The organism is Caballeronia sp. SEWSISQ10-4 2 (genome assembly GCF_030464885.1).
In the GTDB taxonomy this organism is placed as follows: Bacteria; Pseudomonadota; Gammaproteobacteria; order Burkholderiales; family Burkholderiaceae; genus Caballeronia.
This window is the reverse complement of the sequence record NZ_JALPRJ010000024.1, coordinates 69,473-93,663: the sequence shown is the minus strand read 5'-3', so window position 1 is coordinate 93,663 and position 24,191 is coordinate 69,473. Positions and strand designations below refer to the sequence as shown.

22 protein-coding genes and 1 tRNA gene are annotated in these 24,191 nt (G+C 62.4%); 22 read left to right on the top strand and 1 reads right to left on the bottom strand.

Translation table 11 applies throughout. The features are described 5' to 3' along the window. Positions 1 to 165 precede the first annotated feature (165 nt). The 18 genes from M0D69_RS18020 to M0D69_RS17935 all read left to right on the top strand — a co-directional run bounded on the left by M0D69_RS18020 (position 166) and on the right by M0D69_RS17935 (position 18,199). The gene (locus M0D69_RS18020) at positions 166 to 1,017 is read left to right on the top strand and encodes a polysaccharide deacetylase family protein (protein ID WP_301783312.1); all 852 of its coding nucleotides are present in this window, start codon (positions 166 to 168) and stop codon (positions 1,015 to 1,017) included. Positions 1,018 to 1,644: 627 nt separating this feature from the next. Further along, positions 1,645 to 2,364 carry a beta-ketoacyl synthase chain length factor gene (locus M0D69_RS18015; RefSeq protein WP_301783311.1) on the top strand — a complete coding sequence of 240 codons (720 nt, stop codon included), beginning with the start codon at positions 1,645 to 1,647 and terminating at the stop codon, positions 2,362 to 2,364. Beyond that, positions 2,348 to 3,139, top strand: a complete 792-nt coding sequence (locus M0D69_RS18010; RefSeq protein ID WP_301783310.1) for a 1-acyl-sn-glycerol-3-phosphate acyltransferase — start codon at positions 2,348 to 2,350, stop codon at positions 3,137 to 3,139. The genes M0D69_RS18015 and M0D69_RS18010 overlap by 17 nt, the downstream gene beginning before the upstream one ends. Beyond that, positions 3,120 to 3,425: a phosphopantetheine-binding protein gene (locus M0D69_RS18005; protein WP_301783309.1), complete on the top strand. Its 306-nt coding sequence runs from the start codon at positions 3,120 to 3,122 to the stop codon at positions 3,423 to 3,425. The genes M0D69_RS18010 and M0D69_RS18005 overlap by 20 nt, the downstream gene beginning before the upstream one ends. Continuing rightward, complete coding sequence (locus M0D69_RS18000; RefSeq protein WP_031359256.1) at positions 3,422 to 3,673, top strand: acyl carrier protein; 252 nt, start codon at positions 3,422 to 3,424, stop codon at positions 3,671 to 3,673. The genes M0D69_RS18005 and M0D69_RS18000 overlap by 4 nt, the downstream gene beginning before the upstream one ends. A 26-nt stretch (positions 3,674 to 3,699) precedes the next feature. Beyond that, complete coding sequence (locus tag M0D69_RS17995) at positions 3,700 to 4,356, top strand: hypothetical protein (RefSeq protein WP_301783308.1); 657 nt, start codon at positions 3,700 to 3,702, stop codon at positions 4,354 to 4,356. Continuing rightward, positions 4,353 to 6,044, top strand: a complete 1,692-nt coding sequence (locus M0D69_RS17990) for an AMP-binding protein (RefSeq protein ID WP_301783307.1) — start codon at positions 4,353 to 4,355, stop codon at positions 6,042 to 6,044. Before M0D69_RS17995 ends, M0D69_RS17990 begins: the two co-directional genes overlap by 4 nt. After that, a complete protein-coding gene (locus tag M0D69_RS17985) occupies positions 6,041 to 7,762 on the top strand; it encodes a glycosyltransferase (RefSeq protein ID WP_301783306.1) in 1,722 nt (573 codons plus the stop codon). The genes M0D69_RS17990 and M0D69_RS17985 overlap by 4 nt, the downstream gene beginning before the upstream one ends. After that, a complete protein-coding gene (hutH, locus tag M0D69_RS17980) occupies positions 7,749 to 9,347 on the top strand; it encodes a histidine ammonia-lyase (RefSeq protein ID WP_301783305.1) in 1,599 nt (532 codons plus the stop codon). Before M0D69_RS17985 ends, hutH begins: the two co-directional genes overlap by 14 nt. Then, on the top strand, positions 9,340 to 9,777 hold the full coding sequence (locus M0D69_RS17975) for a thioesterase family protein (RefSeq protein ID WP_301783304.1): 438 nt from the start codon (positions 9,340 to 9,342) through the stop codon (positions 9,775 to 9,777). The genes hutH and M0D69_RS17975 overlap by 8 nt, the downstream gene beginning before the upstream one ends. Further along, positions 9,765 to 10,412, top strand: a complete 648-nt coding sequence (locus M0D69_RS17970; protein ID WP_301783303.1) for an outer membrane lipoprotein carrier protein LolA — start codon at positions 9,765 to 9,767, stop codon at positions 10,410 to 10,412. Before M0D69_RS17975 ends, M0D69_RS17970 begins: the two co-directional genes overlap by 13 nt. Next, positions 10,412 to 12,808 (top strand): MMPL family transporter, encoded by a 2,397-nt coding sequence (locus M0D69_RS17965; RefSeq protein ID WP_301783302.1) that lies wholly within the window; start codon positions 10,412 to 10,414, stop codon positions 12,806 to 12,808. The genes M0D69_RS17970 and M0D69_RS17965 overlap by 1 nt, the downstream gene beginning before the upstream one ends. Beyond that, on the top strand, positions 12,805 to 13,998 hold the full coding sequence (locus tag M0D69_RS17960; protein ID WP_301783301.1) for a beta-ketoacyl-[acyl-carrier-protein] synthase family protein: 1,194 nt from the start codon (positions 12,805 to 12,807) through the stop codon (positions 13,996 to 13,998). The genes M0D69_RS17965 and M0D69_RS17960 overlap by 4 nt, the downstream gene beginning before the upstream one ends. Next, entirely contained in the window at positions 13,998 to 14,489 is a 492-nt protein-coding gene (locus M0D69_RS17955) for a hotdog family protein (RefSeq protein WP_301783300.1), read from the top strand. Before M0D69_RS17960 ends, M0D69_RS17955 begins: the two co-directional genes overlap by 1 nt. Further along, on the top strand, positions 14,486 to 15,211 hold the full coding sequence (locus M0D69_RS17950) for a 3-ketoacyl-ACP reductase FabG2 (RefSeq protein ID WP_301783299.1): 726 nt from the start codon (positions 14,486 to 14,488) through the stop codon (positions 15,209 to 15,211). Before M0D69_RS17955 ends, M0D69_RS17950 begins: the two co-directional genes overlap by 4 nt. Next, positions 15,211 to 16,437, top strand: a complete 1,227-nt coding sequence (locus tag M0D69_RS17945) for a beta-ketoacyl-ACP synthase (RefSeq protein ID WP_301783298.1) — start codon at positions 15,211 to 15,213, stop codon at positions 16,435 to 16,437. The genes M0D69_RS17950 and M0D69_RS17945 overlap by 1 nt, the downstream gene beginning before the upstream one ends. Positions 16,438 to 16,445: 8 nt before the next feature. After that, entirely contained in the window at positions 16,446 to 17,693 is a 1,248-nt protein-coding gene (locus M0D69_RS17940; RefSeq protein WP_301783297.1) for a beta-ketoacyl synthase N-terminal-like domain-containing protein, read from the top strand. 77 nt (positions 17,694 to 17,770) lie between these two features. Further along, positions 17,771 to 18,199, top strand: a complete 429-nt coding sequence (locus M0D69_RS17935; RefSeq protein WP_301783296.1) for a signal peptidase — start codon at positions 17,771 to 17,773, stop codon at positions 18,197 to 18,199. A 24-nt stretch (positions 18,200 to 18,223) separates the two neighbouring features. Here M0D69_RS17935 and M0D69_RS17930 read toward each other — a convergent pair whose 3' ends face one another. Beyond that, entirely contained in the window at positions 18,224 to 18,961 is a 738-nt protein-coding gene (locus M0D69_RS17930; RefSeq protein ID WP_301783295.1) for a class I SAM-dependent methyltransferase, read from the bottom strand. Between the two features lie 135 nt (positions 18,962 to 19,096). Here M0D69_RS17930 and M0D69_RS17925 point away from each other — a divergent pair, with 135 nt between their 5' ends. From M0D69_RS17925 to M0D69_RS17910, 4 genes are all read left to right on the top strand, one after another. Next, on the top strand, positions 19,097 to 20,344 hold the full coding sequence (locus M0D69_RS17925; RefSeq protein ID WP_301783294.1) for an NAD(P)/FAD-dependent oxidoreductase: 1,248 nt from the start codon (positions 19,097 to 19,099) through the stop codon (positions 20,342 to 20,344). 271 nt (positions 20,345 to 20,615) lie between these two features. Continuing rightward, entirely contained in the window at positions 20,616 to 21,908 is a 1,293-nt protein-coding gene (locus M0D69_RS17920; protein WP_301783293.1) for an MFS transporter, read from the top strand. A gap of 159 nt (positions 21,909 to 22,067) precedes the next feature. Then, positions 22,068 to 22,144 (top strand) — tRNA-Asp (locus M0D69_RS17915). A 90-nt stretch (positions 22,145 to 22,234) separates the two neighbouring features. Next, on the top strand, positions 22,235 to 24,163 hold the full coding sequence (locus M0D69_RS17910; RefSeq protein WP_301783292.1) for a SurA N-terminal domain-containing protein: 1,929 nt from the start codon (positions 22,235 to 22,237) through the stop codon (positions 24,161 to 24,163). The last annotated feature ends 28 nt before the right edge of the window (positions 24,164 to 24,191 follow it).

Genomic DNA, 24,191 nt, shown 5'->3' with positions numbered 1-24,191 from the left:
AGCAGCGTCCACATCCGGGTTGCTTCCGAGCTTTCATAGGTCGCCAATGGCCTTCGCGGACGCCTCGCGCCGGAAGTAGGTAAACTCGGCGTTTTGCAACCCCGGCCTGCCGGGGAGTTTTTTGCTAGCGTATAACCGGTTATCGGCATCAAAGAAGGAAGACGCATGATCAAACTTCATCCGCGACTGCAACTCGATCCGGATGCAGCGTCCGAGCGTCGCTGGCCTGTTACAGGATCTCCCCTCACGTTGAAGGTCACTGCCGCCTGGCACGTGCTTGCGCTGGCGGGCTGTGCCACCGCGCCTGAGATGTGGCCATGGTGGCTGGCAGGCACGGCGGTCAACCACGCCATAGTCACGATAGCGGGACTATGGCCGCGTTCGACGCTGCTCGGTCCCAACTGGACGCGCTTGCCGGCCATCCCCCGCAATGCAAACGCCATTGCGCTGACGCTGGACGACGGCCCCGACCCGGTCGTGACACCCCAGGTCCTCGACCTGCTCGATGCATACCGGGTACGTGCCACGTTTTTCCTGATCGGTGAACGTGCGCGGCGTTATCCCGCGCTGACCCGCGAGATTGTCGCGCGCGGGCATAGCGTGGAGAACCACTCGCAGAAGCACGTGCATACGTTTTCGGTGACGGGCATGGGCGCGCTGAGCCGCGAAATCGATGCGGCACAGCGCACGCTGACGGAACTGACCGGCGAGCGGCCGGCTTTCTTTCGCGCACCGGCGGGCTTGCGCAATGTCCTGCTCGAACCAGTTTTGCAAAAGTTCGATTTAAGGCTGGCCGCCTGGACGCGACGCGGCTTCGATACCCGCGAACGCGATCCGGACGTTGTCGCACAGCGGCTGCTGCGCGATCTGGCACCGGGGGACATCCTGCTGCTCCATGACGGCGATGCCGCGACCACCGACGACGGTCAACCCGTCCTGCTTTCGGTATTACCTCGTGTCATCGACGCCGCTAAAAAGCAAGGGCTGCACTTCGTGACATTACGGGAAGCCTTCTGACTTTCCGGTGGCACTCGTACGCGAGTTGTCAGGGAAAGTCGGCGAACGAGGCGGACCATTAAGTAAGAGACGTTACGCATTGTACGAAGCTGAGCGGGTCATCGATTAAGTCACGGTTATATGACTTAATGGGTGCGGGAACGCTTGGCATAACGTAGCGCCCTGCAATCAGACGCGGCATGGCGGCTTCAGTATCCTGACAATGCCAGCGCGCCCGGCGCAATGTACATTCCGTAACTTTTTCGACTTGGGCTTGCTGAGAAAGGCGGCTAAATTTCGATGACTCAGGACCGAAAATGGTTGGCTGTCGTGTGAATTTCTGATGTTTCGTCGCATATGTGAGACTGATGCAACCGGATATCTTTTTCCGGCTGATTTAACAGTCGAAGTTCAGTATGATTTGCCCCTTCATGCGGAGCCGATCCAAGTTCAAATAATTCATTTACCCGCATATGGCATTAAGCAATCGGCACAAACTGCCGTTAAGTCGGTACGAGCACCGGACTACCCGCCGGACATCTCCCGATAGCCGATTAAAATCATCCGGCCAGAGCGGGCCCATTCATGTGTTGCCCGCGCCGGCGGGTCCTCATGAAGTGCTGGTGCCTTTCAATTCGTAAACATCGTATGCACGATCTGCGCTGGACCATGCCCGTTGCACGATGGTCTGCCACTGCTGCCGCTGTCGCCGCCGATATCAACTTCATCGAGCCGATCGTCCGCCGTCGTCTGAGCAGCCTGTCCCGTATCGCCCTCAAGGTCGCCCATGACTGCGTGGCCGAGCGCGATCACGTGCGAGTTGTATTCGCGTCCCGGCACGGCGAACTAAGGCGCACCACGGACATCCTTCGCGCCATCAGCGCGGGCGAGCCGGTGTCTCCGACCGCATTCAGCCTGTCCGTGCTCAACGCAATGACCGGCATATTCGGCATCGCCCGGGGCGACCGTTCGCCCGCCAGCGCGATTTCCGCGGGCGCGGAAACGCTCGGTTATGCGTTGCTCGAAGCTCATGCGCAGTTCGCGGCGGACCCTTCGTCCCCCGTGCTCGTGGTGTATGCGGACGAGCAGGCCGATGCCGCGTACGGCACGATTGAAGACGAAGTGCAGGGCGGAGCGCTCGCGATCCTGCTCGACGCCCGCGCGGCGGCAGGACGTCTTGCATGCACGATATCGCGTACAGAGGGCCGCTCCGACACTCCGGCGCCGACATTGGCTCCGGCTCCCGCGCATGACAACTTCCGTACGCAGAGCGAAGCGGTCCAACGCTGTCTTGACACGCAGACGCCCGCCGCATGGCAAAACGCCGGCACCACCTGGCAATGGAGCTGGCATGAAAGCACGACTTAACTACGGCTGGCGGCTGGTCGCCACGGGCATGAGCTTCGTCGTGTTCGGCGTCTGCGGGCTATTGTTCTCGGTGCTGGTGTTTCCGCTCGCATGGCTGTGGCCGCATCGTGCGTCGCGTCAGCGTGCGGTGACGACGATCATCCATTGGTTCTTCCGTGCACTCGTCGCCGTTTTGCAGTGGATCGGCGTAATGGAACTGGAAGTGAAGGGCGCGGCCGCGCTACGTGCGAGCGGGCCCGTGATTGTCGTCGCTAATCATCCAACTTACCTGGACGTGGTGGTGCTGCTCGCGCTCACGCCTTCCGCGTGCTGCGTGGTCAAGAACGCCCACTGGGGTAATCCGTGTTTCTGGGGCATCGTGCGGGCCGCCGAATACGTCAGCAACGTCGACCCGATCGAACTCGTGGAAGCCAGCGCGCGCCAGATTGCAGCGGGCTATACCATGATCATCTTCCCGGAAGGCACGCGCAGTCCCGCGCCGAACCGGCTGCACGCATTCTCGCGCGGTTTCGCGCACATCGCCCTCAAGGCGGGCACGCCGATCCTGCCGGTGCTCATGGATTGCGACCCGCCGGCCTTCACGAAACAGATGCGCTGGTATCACGTGCCATCGCGGGCGTTTCGCATCCGCGTGAACGTGCTCGATCCCGTCGCGGCCGATCAACTCGAGGCTCACGATTCTTCTTCCCCGGCCCTTGCCGCGCGCACCTTGACCAGCGCTATTGAGGCACACATTAACCAGCGCCTGTTCGACTATGGATTCTTTGAAACTTGAAATTAAGCAGCTTCTGATCGATGCACTCGATCTGGAAGACCTGACGCCTGCCGACATCGACGACGATGCGCCGCTCTTCGAAACCGATGGCATCGGGCTCGATTCGATCGACGCGCTCGAGATCGGCATCGTGCTGCGCAAACACTATCAATTGACTATCGCGGCGAACGACGAACGCACGCGGGAGCACTTCCGTTCGATCAGCACCCTTGCGGCGCTTGTCGCCAGCCAGCAAGGCGGGTTGAGCATCGCGAACGACACCGGGGAAAAGGGGAGTAAATCGTGACCGAGACAGAGATCCTTGAGCGCATCCGCGCCATCTTCAAAGAGAACTTCGCGATCGAGCCCGATCGCGTGACGCCGCAAGCGCATCTGTACGAGGACCTCGACCTCGATAGCATCGACGCCGTCGATCTCGCGATCAAGCTGCAGGAAATGACTGGCCGGCGCATCAAGCCGGAAGAGTTCAAGTCGGTGCGCACGGTCGGCGATGTGATCGGCGCCGTGGAGTCGCTGCTGGCGGAACAGGGGTGATGCAAGCGGAGCATTCACGTTCCAGCATGCAGGATACCGCGGCGGATGAACCGGCGGCGGGCGAGGCCGTGGCCTTGGGCGCCAAGCCTCTTGGCTGGATGCGGGCTGTTCTGCAAGTCGCCTTGAAGCTTGCTTACCCGATCATGATCTTGTGCGCGTGGCGCTGGGATTCGCCGCGTTATATCGGCGCTGCACTGTTCGCGTTGCTGTGGCTGCAGCGCTGGGCAGGGACGGGCACGTTCGCCACGTCGCTGCGCCAGCTTACCGCGACGGACTGGTGCGTAGCCGGCCTTCTGAGCTGCGCATCGGCGGCGATCGTGTTGTCCGGCAGTGAATTGCTGCTGCATCTATATCCCTCGCTCGTGAACCTTGGCCTGCTGGTCGCGTTCGGCTCGACGCTTGTGCGCGGGCAAACGATGATCGAAAAATTCGCGCGTATGGGCAATCCAGAACTCGGTGAGCATGCGGTGCGGTACACGCGCCGCGTGACTCAGGTCTGGTGTGTGTTCTTCGCGCTGAACGGCGCGTTTTCCGCGTATACCGCGTTGTACTGGACGTGCGCCGCGTGGTCGCTGTACAACGGCGCGATCGCGTATGGCCTGGTCGGCGTGTTGCTGGCCGGCGAGATCGTGTGGCGCTATCTGGCCGTGCTGCCGCGAGCCGCGCGGTCGGAGGCCGCATGATCGCGTTGCACGATGTATTGCTGCTCGGCAAGCGCGATGCCGGCACGCCGGTGTGCCGCGACGGTGCCGACATGCTCGATTTCGCTGGGTTCCGTGCGCGAGTGCTGGCCATCGCCGCGTGTTTGAGCGAACAGCCGGCGCGACGTTATGCGTTGTGTATCGACGATCCATTCGACTTCGCCTGCGCGCTGTTTGCGTTATTCGCTTGCGGCAAGGAGCCGGTGATTCCCGCGCATGCAGCGCCCGGTTATCTGGCCGATCTCTCCGATGCTTACGATGTTGCGCTGACCGATGCCGACATGCCTTCGCTGGTCTCACGTTCGGAGTACGCCGCGTCGCCGGCATTGATCGATCCTCACGCGCCACTCACGCTGTACACCTCCGGCAGCAGCGGCACACCCAAGCCGATCCGCAAGACGCTCGCGCAATTCAACGCCGAAGTCCAGACGCTCGAGAAGCAGTGGGGCGAGCTTGCCGGCGACGCAACGGTGCTCGGCAGCGTCCCGCATCATCACATCTACGGGCTGCTGTTTCGCGTGTTCTGGCCGCTCGCAGCCGGGCGCGCATTCGACCGTGCGATCAGCATCGAGCCACGACAATTGCAGGCGCGGATCGCACAATGCGGGCGCGTGGGAGCGGTCGTGGTGTCTACGCCCGCGCAACTTTCGCGCTGGCCTGAACTCGATGGTTTCGCAAGCCTGAGTCCCGTGCCGCGCGTGTTCTTTTCGTCGGGCGGTCCGCTTGCGGCAGACGCAGCCAGCAAATATGCCGAGGTCTTCGGTGCTGCGCCGGTCGAGATCTACGGCAGCACGGAGACGGGCGGTATTGCGTGGCGCCGGCAGGATCAAACGGATGCCTGGCAGGCGTTGACCGGCATCGAGGTTCTTCGCGGCGACGACGGTGCGCTTAATCTGCGCTCGCCGCATCTGGGCCACGACGACTGGCATCGTACCGATGACATCATCGCGTTCGACCCTGATGGCCGTTTCCGGCTGCAAGGCCGCCTCGACCGCGTGATCAAGCTGGACGGCAAGCGCGTGTCCTTGCCGGAACTCGAAGCACGGCTCGCATTGCATCCGTATGTGGCGCAAGCGGCGGCGGTGTCGCTTGAAGGGATGTCGCGCGAGCGTGTCGGCGCGGTGGTGGCGCTCACCGAAGCCGGCAGCGAGGCGTTGCTGGAACGAGGGCGCGTGGCGCTCGCGAAAATCTTGCGCCGCCACCTTGCGGCGTATTTCGATATCGTCGTGCTGCCGCGTTTCTGGCGCTTCCGTTTCGCGCTTCCCTTCGATGCCCGCGGCAAGTTGCCGGCGGCCGCTGTTGCCGCAGCATTCGACGCGCGTGCGGACGGTCTCGAAGTGCTCTCCGAAGCCCGCAGCGAGAAGGCGTTGCACTACGAACTTCGCGTGCCGCCGACGCTCGTGCATTTCGCCGGTCACTTCCCCGGCTTGCCGATCCTGCCGGGTGTCGTACAGGTCGACTGGGCGATGCGATTGGCTGTTGACCACGTGCCGGGCGTCCGCGCGCTGGCATCGATCGATCAGTTGAAGTTCAAGGCGCCGGTGCCGCCGGGCGCACTGCTCGATCTCACGTTGACGCATGATGCATCGCGGCAGCGTGTGCAATTCGCGTATCGGCTGGGCGGCCGGGATTGCGCGTCGGGTGTTTTTGTTTATCGGGGGATCGCATGAGCTTCGCGCCGTGCATTATCATCCCGATCTACAACCACAAGGACGCTATAGGCGCGACCGTCGCGAATCTCAGTGTGCACGAGTTGCCGCTTTTTATCGTCGATGACGGTAGCGACGAAGCCACCCAGCACGTACTCGCCGCACTTCGCCAACAGTACGCGGACAAGATTACGCTGATCCGTTTGCCGGTCAACGGCGGCAAGGGCGCGGCGGTGATGGCGGGCCTGAAGGCTGCGCTTGAGGCCGGTTTCACGCATGGCTTGCAGATCGACGCCGACGGGCAGCATGACTCCGCCGATGTGCCGCGCTTCATCGAAGCGGCGCGTGCGGAGCCGGGCGCGGTGATTCTCGGTCGTCCCGTCTACGACGAATCCGTGCCGAAGTCGCGTCTCTACGGCCGTTATCTGACGCATGTGTGGGTGTGGATCGAAACGCTCTCGTTCACGATCCGCGACTCGATGTGCGGTTTTCGCCTGTATCCGCTCGACGTGGTCTGCGCGTTGATCGATGACGTCAGGTTGCCGACGCGAATGGATTTCGACATCGAGATCTTGGTGCGTTTGTACTGGCGCAGGATAGCGTTCCGTTCGATCCCGACGCGCGTCACGTACGCGAGCGACGGCGTTTCGCACTTCGACGTGCTGTGGGACAACGTGCGTATCAGCCGTACTCATACGCGGCTCGTGGCGGGCATGCTATTGCGCCTGCCGATGTTGCTTGCACACAAGCTGATGCCGCGAGCTTCGGCCACATCGGCGAATGAAAACGATCAGCACTGGTGGCAACTCGCGGAACGCGGCAGCCATCTCGGCATGTCCTTGCTTGCGCTGAGCTGCCGTGTCTTCGGCACGCGCTTCACGGCGCTGTGGCTGCATCCGATCGTCGCATATTTCTTGCTGACAGGGCGCAGTGCCCGGGCTGCATCGCGCAGCTATTTCATGCATCTTCAACAGGCCTCACCGCAAGACGGGACGCCTCGGCCGGGATGGTTCTCCGCGTATAAGCACATGCTCGCATTCGCGCAATCCGGCTTCGATAAACTTGCCGCATGGTCGGGCCGCGTCAACATAGATGACGTGAAGTTCGACGATCCGGCCGCGTTCGAAGCGTTGAGCGCGAGCGGGCGTGGCGCACTTGTGATTGGCGCTCATCTCGGCAATCTCGAGATGACCCGGGCGCTTGCCACGCGCGGGGCGCACGCGAAGGTCACCGCTGTTGTCTATACCGAGCACGCGCGCCGGTTCAACAGCGTGCTGGCATCGGCGAATAGCGAGTTCGCGCAGCGTCTTGTCGAGGTCAGCGACTTTGGCCCCGAGACCGCGATGATGATGCAGGATCGCGTGGATGCGGGCGAGTTGCTGGTGATCGTCGGCGACCGCGTGCCGGCGCATGATTCGGGCCGTACGACCGAAGCGCAGTTCTTGGGTTCGACGGCGCCCTTCGCGCAAGGGCCTTATGTGCTCGCCCATGCGCTGGGTTGCCCCGTGTACCTGTTTTTCTGCCTCAAGGAAGCGCAAGGTTACCGGCTCTATTTCGAGCCGTTCGCGGAGCGCATCGAGCTGCCGCGCCGTGAGCGTGCACAGCATCTCGCGGCGTGGGCGCAACGTTACGCGGCGCGTCTCGAACACTATTGCCGCAAAGCGCCTTATCAATGGTTCAACTTTTTCGATTTCTGGGCGCGTCCCAATGGCAATGGAGGCGCGAATGGCCGAACATGATCTGAGTCCCAACGTACGCGACGTAGCGGTTATAGCCGGCGAAGCGATCGTCATCGGCGCCCGGCGGTTGACTATCGAAGAAGTCGTTTCGATTGCGCAGCGGCGAACGCCGGTTGCGTTGAGCGCCGATCCGGCGTGGCGGGCACGCATCGAACGCGGCGCCGAATTCTTGCGCCGGCATTTGGCCCAGGGCGCAACCGTCTATGGCGTCAACACCGGTTACGGCGACTCGTGCGTGGTCGATGTGCCGATGGAACTCGTCGAAGTCCTGCCCCTGCAACTGCTGAGATATCACGGCTGCGGCATGGGCCAGCATCTCGACGACGCGCAGACCCTCGCGGTCATCGCCGCGCGGCTCAATTCGCTCGCGTATGGATTTTCCGGCGTGCGGACCGTGCTGCTCGAACGGCTCGCCGACCTGATCAATCATCGTGTGCTGCCCAGGATTCCATCGGAGGGATCGGTGGGGGCGAGCGGTGACCTGACGCCGTTGTCCTACGTGGCAGCGGCGCTAGTTGGCGAACGCGACGTGCAGTTCGGCGGTGAGTTACGCGATGCTCGCGGCGTCTGGGCCGAGCTGGGCCACATGCCGCTTACGCTCGCGCCGAAGGAAGGGCTCGCGCTGATGAACGGTACGGCGGTCATGACGGGGCTGGCGTGCCTCGCGTTCGCCCGAGCCAGTCATTTGACGCGAATCGCCGCACGCCTGACCGCGCTGTCGACCGTTGCGCTCGACGGCCGCGCTGCGCATTTCGACCCGATGCTCTTCGAAGTAAAACCCCACGCCGGCCAGGCCGAAGCCGCGGCATGGATTCGCGAGGATCTCGCCGGGCGCGAGGACACGCCGGGGCATCGTCTGCAAGACCGCTACTCAATCCGTTGCGCGCCGCATGTGATCGGCGTTGCGCGCGATGCGCTGTCATGGGTGCGTCGGGACGTTGAAAACGAACTGAACAGCGCGAACGACAATCCGCTGATCGATCCTGACGGTGAACGCGTGCTGCATGGCGGCAACTTCTACGGCGGCCACATTGCGTTCGCGATGGACTCGTTGAAAGTCGCCGTCGCGAATCTGGCCGACCTGATGGATCGCCAACTGGCGCTGCTGGTCGACGATAAATTCAACAACGGCCTGCCGCGCAGTTTGTCGGGCGCGGCGCCGGAGCGCGCATCGATCAATCATGGCTTCAAGGCCGTGCAGATATCGTCGTCGGCGTGGACGGCTGAAGCGCTCAAGCTGACCATGCCCGCCAGCGTATTTTCTCGTTCCACCGAAGCGCACAACCAGGACAAGGTAAGCATGGGCACGATCGCCGCACGCGATTGCCTGCGTATCCTGGAGTTGACCGAGCAGGTTGCCGCGGCACATACGCTCGCCGCCGTACAGGCTGCGCGTTTGCGCCAACGTTTCAACAATACGACACCCATCCCCGCGCCGTTGCACGCGTTCATGGAAAGCGTGACGGCAGCATCGCCGTTCGTCGATGAAGACCGCGCGCTCGAAAGCGACCTGCGCGCGTTGACTGCACGGATCGCGGCGTGCGAGCTGGTGAGCGGTTATCGTGGAGAAGGGCAGCATGACTGAAGCTGAGGCACCCAAGATCCTGACGGCGAGCGCGGCAGTCGAAGTGCCGTTCCACGACGTCGACGCCATGAACGTCTGCTGGCATGGCCACTACTTGAAGTACTTCGAGATCGGCCGGGCCGCGTTGCTGCGCGTGTTTGACTACGACTATCGCGAGATGCAGGCGTCGGGGTATCTCTGGCCCATCGTCGAAGCGCATCTCAAGTACGTGCGTCCAGCGACCTATGGGCAGCAGATTGAAGTCCGAGCGCAATTGCTGGAGTATGAAAATCGCCTGAAGATTGGCTATGAGATCGTCGATGCCGCCTCCGGCGAGCGGCTGACGAAGGGTTACACGATCCAGGTTGCTATCGACGCCGCGACGCAGGAACTGCAATTCGTGTCACCGCCGGTGGTGTTCGAGAAGCTGGAGCGCGCATGGCCACGTTGAAGTTGCGCAGTGTCATAGGTGTCATAGCGGCTGCGTTTATCGCATTCTCGCCGGCGGTGCCGGCCGCATCGGCGAATGATGCGGGCCTCGTTTCGCAGATAGCGGCGCATCTCGCGCAAGCGAAGGGCGTTCGCGCGCAGTTCACGCAAACCCAAACGCTTTCCGCGATGAAACAGCCGCTCGTCAGCACCGGCTCGCTGGTTTTTTTCCGCGAGCGCGGCGTGATCTGGCAGATCGATACACCGTACAAAGCGACCTACGTTATCACCGATACCGGCGTGAGCGAAGTGAACGCCAGCGGCCAGCGGACGAACACGAATAGCGGCAACGGCGTGCGCGGCGTGGCGCAAGTTTCACGGATGATGCGCGCAATGCTGGGTGGCGATCTCTCGGCGCTCTACGCACAATTCGACGTGCACGCGCACGGCACGCCCGCGCAGTGGCGTATGCAACTGACGCCGAACCAGCCGCAGCTCGCCCAGTCGATCAAGGGCCTGGAGATGAGCGGCGGCGACTATTTGCAGGCGTTGCGCATCACGCTTGCGAATGGCGATGTTACGCGCATCGACTTTGCGAACAGCGCGGCCGTGAGTGAGTTGGCCCCGGCTGAGCGCACGTTTTTCGGAGCGCCCTAATGCAGGTGCCGCAATCACGAGCCGCAAAACCGGTGTGGGGCACACGCGCCGCATGGCTGCTGCTCGCGCTTGTCGCAGCGCTTTATTGCGTGTGGCGCTTCGCCGGGCCTTCTCCACTGCAGACGAACCTGCTTGCGTTATTGCCCGCGACGGAGGCTGACCCAGTCGCTGAAAAAGCCGTCGATACCTTGGCCACCGCGCTCGGTGACCGCACTGTTTTTCTCGTCACCAGCAACGACGCAGCACACGCGAAAGCTGCGGCGAAACAGCTTGGCTCGACGTTGTCGGCAAGCGGCGCATTCGGGTCGGTGACAGCAGAGTTGCCACCGTTCGACGTATCGAAGATTGCCGGCCTCTACATGCCGTATCGATTCGGCTTGCTTGCACCGGCCGATCGCGCGGCGCTCACGGACGGCACTACGTCTCTGCACGACACACTCGCGCGACGCCTCTACAGCCCGCTGCGTAGCGGCCTCGCGACCCAGCTCGCCGACGACCCGTTCGGCTGGCTCGAACACTGGCTTGCGAACTTGCCGCTTGCGATGTCGAACCTGGAGATTGAAGACGGGATGCTGGTGGCGCATCGAGGGAACGCGACCAGCGTTCTCGTGATGGCGACGTTGCCGGGCTCGGCGTATGAATCGAAGGTCCAGCATGCGGTCCACGAAGCCGTGGCGAGCAGTGAAGGCGCACTCAGGCACGATTTCCCCGATGTAACCCTGGCCCGCACCGGCGCTGTTTTCTACGCCGAAGCGGCGCGTGCCGCATCGGAGCGTGAGGTACATCGGATCGGCGTCGCGTCGGTCTGCGGGATTGCGCTGCTGATGTTATTGGTGTTCCGTTCGCCCCGGCTGATCCTGCTCGGGTTCGTTTCGACGGCGCTCGGTATTGTCTGCGCGCTCGCTGCCACCATGCTGATATTCGGCAAGTTGCATCTGCTGACGCTCGTGTTCGGCGCGAGTCTGATCGGCGAGGCAGTCGACTATTCGATCCAGTATTTTGTGGTCTATCTCGGCGCAGGACGTGACTGGGATGCACAGCGCGGCGTGCGTGCCGTGCGGCCGGCACTGATGGTTGCATTGACGACAAGTTTGCTGGGCTACACCATCCTCACATGGGTGCCGTTCCCCGCGCTCAAGCAGATTGCGTGTTTTGCAATCGTGGGGATCTGTACCGCGTTCGCGTCGGTGTTGTGGCTGTTGCCGGCACTGCTGGTTCGAGCGCCCAAGCGCAGTCCGCAACGCGTATTCGCTGGCGCGGCGCGTCTGCTTGGTGCATGGCGTGCGCTGATCGGCGGGCGGCGCGCGTGGGGCGTCGCGGCTCTTCTGCTGATCGTCGCAGTGCCCGGCTGGCTGCGGCTCGCAAGCGACGACGACATCCATCTGCTGATCGAACGTGACCCTGTGCTTATGGCGCAAGAGCAGAAGGTGCGCGACGCGGTGGGTGTCGATAACAGCACGCAGTTTTTCGTCGTGCGCGGTGAGACGCCCGAACTCGTGTTGGAGCGCGCTGAAGCGCTGGGCACGAAGCTCGACGGTTTAACGGGCGCAGCGAGGCTGAGTAGCTGGCAATCAGTGACGTCGTTCGTACCGTCGGTGAAGCGGCAGGGCGAGGACCATACGCTGCTGAGCCAACGCGTATTCAACGATCCGGCCGCGTTGCGCGCGACGCTCGTTCAAGCCGGTTTCCGCGATGCAGTGGCCCATGCGTGGCTTGCGGCCTACGCGAAGTCGGGCCACGCGGTGCTAACGGTGGATGGCTGGCTTGCAGCGCCGTGGTCGCAGCCTTTCCGTCACTTGTGGCTCGGTAAAGTTGACATTGCGGGCTATGCCGCCGTCGTGATCCCGCAGGGCGTTACATCGGCGAACGAACCTGCGCTGATCGCCACCGCGCACACGCTGCCAGGCGTAAGCTTCGTCGATAAAGCCGCGAGCGTCTCGACGTTGTTCGGCGCATATCGTGTCGACAGCGGCATCTGGCTCGCGGGCGCGCTGCTGCTCGTGCTCTTGCTGATGATGGCGCGCTACCGGCCGCTCGGCGGCATCGTCGTCACGTTGCCTGTTTTGCTGGCAGTCGGCGTGACGCTCGCAGTATTTGGTTATGCAGGCGTGCCGCTAAACCTGTTCAACTGGCTCGCATTGATGCTGGTGCTCGGCGTGGGCGCAAACTATGCGGTGTTCCTGCGCGAAGGCGCCGCGCGCGCGGACGCGGATCTTGGCGCTGTGTGGACGGGCGTGCTGTTATCGGCGGCAACGACCTTGCTTTCCTTCGGTCTGCTCGCCATGAGCGCGATGCCCGCGCTGAAAAGTTTCGGCGCGACGCTTGCGCTCGGTATAGCGGTATCGGTGCTGCTTGCGCCGGTCGGCATGCCATCGGAACAAAGGAGGGCCGCATGAACGGGCCATGTGTTTATCTGCATGCGCTGGGGTTGATCAACGCGCTCGGCGGTGATGTCGACTCGATCGTGCCGGCGCTCGCTGCCGGTGTCGCACCCGGCATGGGGACGATCCATACCGGTATCGGCGATGCGTTTGTCGGCAGCGTGACTGTGCCGCTCAATCTCGCGCCTCCGGAATCGCTTGCGCGTTACGACTGCCGCAACAACCGGCTGCTACTCGCGGCGCTCGCGCAGATCGCGCCGGCTGTGGGGGCCGCCCGCGAGCGTTACGGCGCACATCGGATCGGCGTGGTGCTTGGCACGAGCACGTCGGGCATCGAAGCGGCCGAGGCTGCGTTCGTCTACCAGGCACAAGCGGGCAAGTTGCCGGTGAGCTTCGACTACCGGCAGGTGGAGATCGGCACGGTGGCGCCGTTTGCCGCCGCTGCACTCGACATCCACGGCCCCGCATTCACGATCTCGACCGCGTGTACGTCCAGCGCGAAGGCGTTTGTCTCGGCGCGCAGGCTGCTGCAATTGCAGTTGTGCGATGCGGTCGTGGTCGGCGGGGTCGATTCATTGTGCGAGTTGACCGTGCAGGGTTTTGCGTCGCTCGAATCGACCAGCGTGGTCCGCTGCAATCCGATGAGCCGCAATCGCTGCGGGATCAACGTCGGCGAGGGCGCGGCCGTGTTCCTGATGAGCCGCGACGAAGGTCCTGTGGTGCTCGCCGGCGTGGGCGAATCGAGCGATGCGCATCATATCTCCGCCCCCGATCCACACGGCGCGGGCGGTGAAATCGCATTGCGTGCCGCACTGGCGGACGCGGGTCTTGCACCGGCTGATATCGCCTATGTGAACCTCCATGCAACCGCGACGCGCAAGAACGACGACATGGAAGCGCATCTGATGGCGCGGGTATTCGAGGACGGCGTCGCGGCGAGCGGCACCAAGCCGTTGACCGGGCATCAACTCGGCGCAGCGGGCGCGACTGAGCTGGGGTTCGCGTGGCTTACGCTTGCACGCGACGGCGTCGCATTGCCCCGTCACCTGTGGGATGGCGAGGCGGACCCGGCCTTGCCGCGGCTCGACCTTGTAGAGAGCGAGCGTTATCTGCCGCGCGCGACGGGTATGACGGGCACGCAGTACGTGATGAGCAATTCGTTTGCGTTCGGCGGCAGCAACGTCAGTTTGATTCTCGGCCGGTGATGACCATGACGACCCTTACGACCGACAGCGGCTTTGGCCCCATCGAAACGATCTTGCCGCACCGGGGCACGATGCTGCTGCTCGACCGGATTATTGACTGCACCGACGAAACGCTGAAAGCCTGCGCAAGCGTGCGTGCCGATGCGTGGTACGCCAATGCCGATGGTGCGATGCCGGCGTGGATCGGCATCGAACTGATGGCGCAGGCGATTGCCGCGCACGTCGGTTTGCTCGCGATGCGCGCGGGCGGCAAGGCACGTCCCGGCGTACTGCTCGGCTCGCGCCGGTACGAAGCGCATATCCCGGCGTTTGCACGCGACGCCCAACTGCGCATCGAAGCGAAAGAACTGCTGCGTGGCGACGACGGCCAAGGCCACGGCGCCTACGAATGCGTGATCCATCACGACAGCGTGTGCTGCGCCGAGGCGGTCATCAAAGTGTATCAACCGGCTGATTTTCAGTCGTTCATCGAAGGGAGTTTGGGATCATGAGCCGGCGTGTTCTTGTAACGGGCGCGAGCCGCGGCATCGGCCGCGCGATCGCGTATCAACTCGCGGCCGACGGCTTCACGGTCTCCGTGCATTGCCGCAGCGGCCGCAGTGAAGCCGAAGCTGTCGCGACGGGCATTGCCGCGCAGGGTGGCACGGCGCGGGTGCTGCAATTCGATGTACGCGACCGTGCCGCGTGCCGAGAGGTCCTGGAAGCGGACGTGGCGGCGTACGGCGCGTATTACGGCATCGTCTGCTGCGCGGGCGTGACGCGCGACGCGGCGTTTCCGGCACTGACCGAAGAGGACTGGGACATCGTGATCGAAACCGGCCTCGACTCTTTTTATAACGTTGTACATCCGCTGACCATGCCGCTCGTGCGCGCGCGGCATGGCGGGCGTATCGTCACGATCGCCTCCGTCTCAGGCGTAATGGGCAATCGTGGCCAGGTCAACTACAGCGCGGCGAAGGCCGGATTGATCGGCGCCACGAAGGCGCTCGCCGTCGAACTGGCAACGCGCAACATCACCGTCAACTGCGTGGCGCCTGGACTGATCGACACCGGCATGCTTGACAGTGTGCCGCTCGAACAGGCGTTGAAGACGGTGCCGATGAATCGCGTCGGGCAACCGGCCGAAGTGGCGTCCGTGGTGAGCTTCCTGATGTCGGATGCGGCCTCGTATGTCACGCGGCAGGTGATCGGTGTCAATGGCGGGATGATTTGATGAAGCGCGTGGTCATTACCGGCATGGGCGGCGTTACGGCGTTTGGCAACGCCTGGGACGAGATCGAGGCCAAGCTGAAAAGCGGTCGCAACGCCGTGCGCCGGATGCCCGAGTGGGACTACTTCGAGCTGCTGCATACGCGGCTCGCCTGCCCGTTGCCCGACTTCGCCGCGCCGGCGCACTATCCGCGCAAGAAAACCCGTTCGATGGGACCCGTCTCCCTGTATTCGGTGCGCGCGAGCGAACTGGCGCTGACCGATGCGGGTCTCGTCGACGACCCGACGATCAAGGACGGTCGCATGGGCGTGGCCTACGGATCGTCCTCGGGATCGGTTCAGCCGATTCGCGCTTTCGGCACCATGCTTGAAACCGGTTCAATGAGCGATGTAACGTCGAATAGCTACGTGCAGATGATGCCGCACACAACGGCCGTCAACGTGAGCCTGTTCTGGGATCTGAAAGGCCGCATTGTGCCGACGTCCTGTGCGTGTGCATCGGGTAGTCAGGCAATTGGTTACGCCTACGAGATGATCGCGGCCGGCAAGCAGACGTTGATGCTCGCGGGCGGGGCGGAAGAACTGTCCGGGCCGGCCGTTGCTGTGTTCGACACGCTCTATGCAACCAGCACACGCAACGAAGAGCCGCATCTGACGCCGCGTCCCTTCGATGTCGCACGCGACGGCCTCGTGGTCGGTGAAGGCGCAGCCACTTTAGTCCTTGAAGAGTATGAGCACGCACTCGCACGCGGGGCGCACATTCATGCGGAGATAGTCGGCTTTGGTTGCAATTCGGATGGCGCGCACATGACGCAGCCATCGGCCGAGACCATGGCTTTCGCCATGCAGCTCGCACTGCGCGACGCGCAGCTCGCCGCCGAAGCCATTGCCTACGTCAACGCGCATGGTACGTCGACGGATCGCGGCGATGTAGCCGAAAGCCACGCGACCGCGCAGACCTTCGGCGCACGCATGCCGATCAGTTCGCTGAAGAGTTACGTCGGCCACACGCTGGGCGCGTGCGGTGCGCTGGAGGCGTGGTGGACCATCGAGATGATGAAACGCAGCTGGTATGCGCCGACTCTGAACCTGACGCAGGTCGATCCGGCTTGCGCACCGCTCGACTACATCGTGGATAGCGGCCGCACGATCGATGCCGAATATGTCATGAGCAACAACTTCGCGTTCGGTGGCATCAACACGTCGCTGATTTTCCGGCGTGTGCCATGAGTGAGGTTATGCCTACATCTACGCCTGCGCAGCGCAGTTTGTCACGCGTGGTCGTGACCGGTATGGGCATTGTGTCGTGCCTGGGCAATACGCTCGACGATGTCTCCACCGGTTTGCGCGAAGGACGCAGCGGCATTACGCGCGTCGATGCGTGGTGTGACCGTGGTCTGGCGAGTCAGGTAGCGGGCGTGGCGTCAGTCGCGGGCGAACCGCCATTCGATCGCAAGCTTGAGCGCTTCATGGGCGACACGGCGCGTTTTGCATGCCACGCGGCGCGCAAGGCGATAAACGATGCGGGACTCGATCCCGCCACGTTACGTTCGCCGCTCGCGGGCGCGGTGATCGGTTCGGGTACCGGCACGATCTCCGCTTATGACGCAGCAATGGCGATTGCCCGCACGCGTGGTATCGAAAGAGTGTTGCCGTACGTGGTCCCGCAAGTGATGGGCAGCACGGCATCGGCGAATGTTGCGCAAGTGTTCGGGCTGGAGGGCGTGACGTACTCGCCGTCCTCGGCCTGCACGACGTCGGCGCTGGCGATCGGCCAGGCGATGCAACTGATCCAGACCGGCCGCCAGCAGATTGTGCTGGCCGGCGGCAGCGAAGGATTGCACGACAACATGACGCTGATGTTCGCCGCCATGGGCGCATTGTCGACGCGTTTCAACGACACGCCGGAACGTGCCTCGCGGCCCTATGACAGTACGCGCGACGGTTTCGTGATTGCGTCGGGCGGTGGCGTGCTGGTGCTCGAATCGCTGGACCATGCGTTGTCGCGCGGCGCGCGCATCCACGCAGAATTGACGGGCTTCGGCCATTGCACGGACGGTGCCGGCATGGTGACGCCTCACGCATCGGGGATTGCGCGCGCCATGCGCGGCGCACTCGATGAAGCAGGCACGCGTCCAGCCTATATCAACACGCACGCACCGTCGACACCGCTTGGCGACATCGAAGAACTGCATGCATTGTCCGTTGTATTCGGCAGTGACATCCCGTTGTTTTCATCGACGAAGAGACTGTCGGGTCACCCGCTTGGAGCATGCGGCGTGCACGAGGCGATCTATACGCTGCTGATGATGCGCGATGGTTTTATCGCCGGGACAGGGCCGATCGAAACGCCCGATCCATGCTTGAACGGCATGCCGCTTGTATGCACATCCCGTGCGATGAAGATCGACACCGCGATGTCAGTTTCGTTCGGGTTCGGCGGCAGTTGCGCCAGCCTGATCTTCGATGCGTGGAAGGGTGGCTGAAGTTTCCGATGTCCGTAACAAACATAACGAACATAACAAACACAACGACCGTAACAATAACTAACCGGGGAAACACGATGAAAAGCAAGTATGCGTTTGGCGGGCTGATGGTGGTTATTGCGACGTTGACCGGGTGTGCGACTCAAGTGAAGTCGCTGCCGCTTGCGCCGGTTGTCGCTCAGTCAGCGCCGGGCGCGCAGGTTGCGTTGTATTTCGGCTCGCAGGCTCATCCTGCCGTGCAGAGCCAGTTGGGACAAACCTCGACGTCGGTGCGTATCGCGCGTGACCCGAACGGGCAGGATGCGTCCTGCAATCGGGCGCTTGCCGATGCGTTGCAGAAGTTGCGGGCGTATGCGCGTGCTCACAACGCGAATGCCGTCATCAACATCGGGACGAGTTTTCATAGCACTGAATCGGCGTCGGCGACCGAGTTCACGTGCGGCGTGAGTATGAGCGCGGCGGCTTTGCGGGTGCGTGGAGATGTGGTCGTGCTCGACGCGCAGTAATGCTGAATCGATGCAAAGCTGCGATCAACCGGCCTTGGTCGCAGCAACATTGACGAGCGTTTCACGACGCTTGCCGGGCAGCGTCCGATGCAGCCCGAGCCGCTCAAGGAGCCCGAAGTCAGCCGCACGGCTCCACCATAGGTAAGGCATGGAAACGTTCTGTAAACCGAACGAGAACCCGGCATCGCGGATCATATCGAGGTAACCGTGCGCACTTTTCTGCACGTGCATGGGATGGCGAAACAGCAGCCGGATCACCCAGGACTTGATGTAGGCGTCGGTGGATTCAGCGAATAGCAAAACCCCGCCGGGTTTCAATACCCGGCGAAATTCGTCAAGGGAACGGCCTTGCTCGACGAGATGATGAAAGGTCTGATGGCAGAACACGATGTCGGCGCTCGCATCGGGCAAGGGCAGCTGCGCGCAGTCGCCGTGCAGCAACTCGATCTCGCCGGTCCAGCCGTCGTCCTGCAAGCAAGCCCGCGCGGCGCCCTGGGCTTGCACGAGCGAAGGCTCATGGAAATCGACTCCAACGATCCGGCCGGGCCTGAACGCCTTTCCGAGCAGCCGGAACGATTGGCCTTGCCCGCAACCCACGTCGACGATCACGGGGGCGTCGGGCAGCGTTGTATCGATCAGCCGCTTGAGGTCGTTGATCGCCACGCGCAGTACGTGATGTTCCCAGGTAGCGGTACGCAGAAACCAGAGCCCGAAGGCCGTCTCCGGCACAAAGGCAACGCTGGATGTTTCGGATGACGACACGAGTTGCTCTCCGGCAGGAAATGACGCGAACAGGGCGCACGTCATTGTAATGGCAAGTAAGGCATGTGCAGAAGCACGAGATTGACAACCTGCGCCGCACGCCCCCACAGATAGTCCCAGGCAAACGAGGTCCCATTGAATACCGATTCATCGCAGCAAAACATGACCGTTGATGTGGCCATCATCGGCGCGGGTCCCTCGGGTGCGGTCGCGGCTGCGCTGCTGAGAAAGGCGGGCCGCTCGGTCCTCGTGCTGGAGCGCCAGCATTTTCCGCGCTTTTCGGTCGGAGAGAGCCTGTTGCCGCAAAGCATGGCGTACCTGGAAGAGGCAGGCATGCTGCAAGCGGTTGTCGAGGCCGGCTTCCAGTACAAGAATGGCGCTCATTTTGTCTATCGGGACCAGTCGTCGTCCTTCGATTTCCGCGATAAACACTCACCGGGATGGGGCACGACGTATCAGGTCGAACGCGCCGTGTTCGACGATCTGCTGATCCGGTGCGCAGCGGAGCAGGGCGCCGAAGTGCGTTTCGGCCACACCGTGCAGGCGATGCAAACGGGCGCCGCACCCGCGCTGGATGTCATCGATGAAGCGGGGGTTGCATACCGCGTGCAAGCCCGTTTTGTACTCGATGCAAGCGGCTTCGGCCGTGTCTTGCCGCGCCTTCTGAATCTCGAAGCACCGACGCGCATGCCAACACGCGCGGCCATCTTCACGCATGTGCGCGACGGCATTCCGTCCGGCGCCACGGACCGCAACAAGATCTGCGTCGCGACCCATCCTGAGCATCGCAATGTCTGGTTCTGGATGATTCCGCTGGCGGGCGGGCGCTCGTCGGTCGGGTGCGTAGCCGAAGCGAGTTTCCTCGAGTGTCCGGAGAACGAACGCGATGCAAAACTGCGTGCGCTGATCCAGCAGGAGCCGACGCTCAACGGGCTCATCGGGCAGGCGCCGTTCCTGATGCCGGTGCGGCATATCGGCGGGTATTCGGCGAACGTCGAGCGGCTGCATGGTCCGGGCTATGCGCTGCTCGGTAACGCTGGCGAGTTCCTCGATCCGGTGTTTTCATCGGGCGTGACGATCGCGCTGCGCTCCGCGCACCTGGCGGTGCAGGTACTTGAGAGGCAGTTCAACGGCGAGACGCTCGACTGGCATGCGGCTTACGATGTGCCGCTGCGAAAGGGTATAGATACGTTCCGCGCGTTCGTCGAGCGGTGGTACACGGGCGAGTTGCAGGACATCATTTTTTATCGGCATAAGACAGTGCATATCCAGCGTTATATCAGCGCGGTGCTGGCAGGCTACGCGTGGGATGAATCGAATCCGTACGTGGCCGATCCGGTGCGCAGGCTCAACGCGCTGCATGAGATATGCAACGGTTCCTGATCGCCGATGCATGGGTCTTGCGGGCATCACTCCCTGCCCCGGAAGCCTGCGGTGCGCGGTAAGCACAGCCGCGTCGAAGCCATCGCCATGTCGCGAAAACTTTCGTTCTGTAAGGCTTGGGCCGTGCAGACATAGGCATTAAACGGGTAGCATGTAACGCCTCGGGCAAGCACGTGGACGCGTGCTTGCCCGAGCCGATCCTGCGTTCGCTCGTGGCGTCGCAAACGAGCATCGTAGATAAAAAAACGTGCCGTACCGGAGGAGACAAAGTATGCGCAAGATGCGTTGGATGGTCGTATTTCTATGCTTCCTGGCAATCGCGATCAACTATGTCGATCGTGCAAACCTCGCTGTAGCCGCACCTCAGATAGAGAAGGCGCTCAATATCGGCCCCGCGCAAATGGGCCTCGTGATGAGCGGCTTCTTCTGGACCTACGCGTTGATGCAGATGCCGTTCGGCTGGTTCGTCGATAAAGTCGGCGCACGAATTGCATTGCCGCTCGCCGTAGGCTGGTGGTCGGTATTCACCGCGCTGACGGCGGCGGCCACGAGCGTCGCGGGCATGTTCGGCTGCCGCCTGATGCTCGGCGTCGGCGAAGCGGGCGCGTATCCGGCCTGCGCGAAACTCGTCGCGCAATGGTTCAAGCCGGCGCAGCGTGCGTTCGCCACCAGTATCTTCGACAGCGGCTCGCGCGTCGGCTCCGCACTCTCCATCCCCGTCGTCGCGCTGATCATCAGCGGCTTCGGCTGGGAAGCATCGTTCATCGCGACAGGAGCGGTCGGCCTGGTATGGGTGCTCGGCTGGTTCCTGATCTATCGCAATCCGTCGCGTGGTGACCTGACCGGCGCAGAAAATGCGGCGCCCGCACCGCGTGAAAAAACATCGGGCCAGAACGTCACATGGGCGTCGCTCTTCAGGCATCGCACACTGTGGGGCATGATGCTCGGCTTCTTCTGCCTGAACTTCGTGATCTACTTTTTCATCACGTGGTTCCCGAGTTATCTCGTGCAGACGCGCGGTTTTTCGCTCAAGTCGCTCGGCACGCTCGGCATGATTCCGGCGCTTATTTCGATTCCCGGCGGCTGGCTGGGCGGCATTGTTTCGGATGCGCTTTATAAACGCGGCTGGAGCCTGACGAAGTCGCGCAAGACCTGCATGGTCGGCGGCATGCTGCTCTCGTCGATCATCACGCTGTCCGCGTTCACCACGAGCACGTATGTGATGCTTGCGTCGTTCGGGATTGCCTACGGCAGCCTCGCGTTCGCCGCCGCCAGCATCTGGTCGCTTCCCGGCGACGTGGCGCCCACGCCGGATTACGTTGCATCCATCGGCGGCATCCAGAACTTTGCGTCGAACCTTGCGGGCATCGTCATCACGACGTTCACCGGCTTCATGGTCGAGCTCACCAAAGGGTCGTTCACCATTCCGTTGGTTGTCGCGGGCGGATTCTGTTTCCTCGGCGCGTTCAGCTATCTCGTGATCGTGGGCAAGATCGAGCCGCTTCGGATCCGCGATGCCGAGGCACGCGACATCGCTGCATCGCAGGGTGCGGAGGGGGCTTAGAGCCTTAGTGTGGTAAGGCCTTTGCTGCGTCGCATGAGAAAATTTCGCATCGTCTGATTTTTCGTTGTATACTGCGTCCCCGATTGAGCAAACGGTTGTGGAGCAAGGCTAACCGGCCGTGCGGATCTCGTCTCGGATCGTTGCAAAAGATGTAAAAAAGGAGTGGTAGTTCAGTTGGTTAGAATACCGGCCTGTCACGCCGGGGGTCGCGGGTTCGAGTCCCGTCCACTCCGCCAGCATTCACGAGAAAGGCGAACTCCGGTTCGCCTTTTTTATTGCCCGCTGCTGTAACATCGGGCGTTTCGTATTAGGCAGAATCGTCACGCATGCTCGACTTTTTCCGTAATCACCAACGCCTGATGATGGCCCTGTTGATCCTGATCGTCGTGCCAGGATTGGGAATTGTGGGTATTCAGGGCTTCAGCAGTTTCTTCGACGAAAACGCGAACGTCGCCAGCGTCAACGGCCACAAGATCACGCGTGTCGAATTTGACGGCGCGATGCGTCAGCAAGTCGATCGCGCGCGGCAGATGCTCGGCGCCCAGTTCGACCCGAAGATGTTCGAAACGCCGGAAATGCGCGCCTCGTTGATCGACAGCCTCGTGCAGCAGCGCACGCTCGCCGACGAAACCCAGCGTCTTCACCTGACCGCCTCCGACGAAGCCGTGCGCCGTGCATTGCTGGCCGATCCGACCATTGCTTCGCTGCGCAAGCCCGATGGTTCCATCGACGTGGAACAGTACAAGCAATTGCTCGCCATGCAGGGCATGACGCCTGAGCAATACGACGAACGCGTGCGTTATGGCCTCGCTTCCCAACAGATTCCGGGCAGCATCCAGGCCACCGCCTTCACGTCGAAGACGCTGGCGCAAAGCCTGACCGAGATCGCCGAGCAACGCCGTGATGTACAAGGTCTCGCGTTCCGCACAGTCGATTACACCGCGAAGATCCAGCCCACAGATGCACAACTGAAGTCGTATTACGACGCGCATCGTGCCGAGTTCGCGACACCTGAGTCCGCCACGATTCAATATCTCGTGATGTCGCCGGCTACGTTGTCGGCAGCGCTCAAGCCGTCCGACGCCGACCTGAAGAAGTATTACGACGACAACATCGCGCGTTTCAAGACGCAGGCGCAAGTCCGCGTGAGCCACATCCTGATCACAGCGCCGAAAGACGCAAGCGCCGCCGACAAGGCCAAGGCCAAACAACAAGCCGAAACACTGCTCGCACAGGTCAAGGCGCATCCGGACCAGTTCGCGCAGATCGCGCAGAAAGATTCGCAGGACCCGGGATCGGCGTCGAAGGGCGGTGACCTCGGTTATTTCAGCCGCGGCATGATCGCGGGCGGCCAGGCATTCGACGACGCCGCGTTTGGCCTCAAGAAGGGTGAAATCAGTGGGGTCGTGCAGACCGATTTCGGCTATCACATCATTGAAGCAACTGACGTGAAGCCGTCCGTCACGCAGTCGCTCGACGAAGTGAAGGACACGATCACGAGGGACGTCGTCGCGCAGCAAGCGGCGAAAAATCTGGCTGACGACGCGGAAGGGTTCACCTCGACAGTGTACGAACAATCGAAGTCGCTTCAACCCGCCGCCGATAAATACAAGCTGCAAGTCCAGAGCGCAACCATTGGATCGAAGCCCGATCCGAAGCTGCCGCCCGATAGCCCCTTGAACAATCCGAAGTTCCTGGCTGCTGTATTCGCGCCCGACTCCGTGAAGCAGCACAACAACACGCAGGCTATCGACGTTGGCAGCAGCACGCTGATTGCAGGCCGTGTGACGGACTACAAGCCGGCCGCCATTCCCGCACTCGATGCGATCAAGGACGCGGTACGCACGAAGGTCGTGGCTGAACAAGCGGCGCAGGCTGCACGCAAGGACGGCGAAGCCAAGCTGGTCGAATTGCAGAAGTCCAATTCGACTACGGGGTTTTCGTCGGTATCGAAGGTTTCGCGTAACGACGCGCAGGGCATGCCGCCCGTCGCGCTCGCTGCTATCTTCAAGGCGGATTCATCGAAGTTGCCGACCTATGTGGGCGTCGATCTGGGTGCGGACGGATACGCTATCTATCGTGTGAATGGCGTCGAAAAGCCTGAACCGGTGACCGCAGATCGTCTGGCCGGGGCGCAACAGCAAGTAGCGCAGGTCTACGCGCAGGCCGAGATGGAGTCGTACCTCGACGCATTGAAGGCGCGCTCGAAGGTGAAGATCACGAACGTGCCGACCACGGCCGATCAGACGCAGTGATCCTCGTGATCTAATAAGCTTCAATAAG